Source organism: Frankia canadensis (assembly GCF_900197875.1).
Taxonomy (GTDB): Bacteria; Actinomycetota; Actinomycetes; order Frankiales; family Frankiaceae; genus Frankia; species Frankia canadensis.
In genome coordinates, this window is the sequence record NZ_FZMO01000470.1 from 1 (window position 1) to 1,010 (window position 1,010).

At 66.9% G+C, this 1,010-nt stretch carries 1 protein-coding gene; it reads left to right on the top strand.

The window, feature by feature from the left end; translation table 11 throughout:
* Positions 1–542 (top strand): hypothetical protein (locus C1A33_RS35295; RefSeq protein WP_207770516.1); only part of this gene is annotated, 542 nt, incomplete at its 5' end.
* Positions 543–1,010: the final 468 nt, after the last annotated feature.

Sequence of the window (1,010 nt, forward strand, 5' to 3'; positions counted from 1 at the left end):
GTACCGGCACCGCCCCCTGGCCGGCCGCCCCCACCTGGAGCCGCTGGCATCTTCAGGCCTCCACCCGTGTCAGCGGCTGGGACACGCTGCTCACCGACGCCGGCCGCGCCCTACGCGCCTTCCGCGCCCCCGAGGATCGAAACCTCCCTCCCTGGCCGCCTGCGGACCGTCCCCCCTACCGGCGATGGGTGACACGCGAATACGGCGCCGCCGTGCTCCCCGCCCTCAGGAACGATGCGCCGCCGCCCGTCGAGACCCGCATCGGCGCCTTCGGCCTGCCCATCGTCTTCAGCAAGAACGCCACGCTCACCCTCCACGCCGCCACCGGCGACGAACTGCGCCGCGCCTCCCCCCTCTGGATAAGACTCCACCCCGCCGACGACAACAGGTTCCACCTCCTCTACCACGTCTTCGAGGCCCAGATCGGCCCCGAAGACTCCGAGGTCAACCTGGTCACCGGCCCCCACCGCACACCTCTCACCCTCACCGAACAGCTCGCCTACTCCACCATCACCACGTTCCTCCACACCAAGGCCCCCTGAGCCTCCCGCAACTCCCCACCCGCCAGAACCACACCCCACCCGACTCCAAACCTTCTCCCGCCGGCCCACCCACTCACCAAGGGCAACGCCGACCGACGGAACGAAGACAATCCCAAGAAAGACAGCCAACAGCCCTCCTCGTTTCCATGCCCTCATGATCGCGCTTGGGTTAGCGGCTAATCTGATCGTCGATTTCTACATGTGGCTCCACGGTTTCCATGACCTCATGATCGGGCTGGGGCTAGCGGGAAGGCCGAGCTCCGGAAGGCCCAGCAGCTCAACGAATAGGTTTCTATGCCCTCATGATCGGGCTGGGGCTAGCGGGCACAGTTGCCCGAGCTGTCGGGTCCCGCCAAGGTGTTTCTATGCCCTCATGATCGGGCTGGGGCTAGCGGGACGATCGCCGGCAAGGTCTGGCTCGAGCCGCTCGTGTTTCTATGCCCTCATGATCGGGCTGGGGCTAGCGGG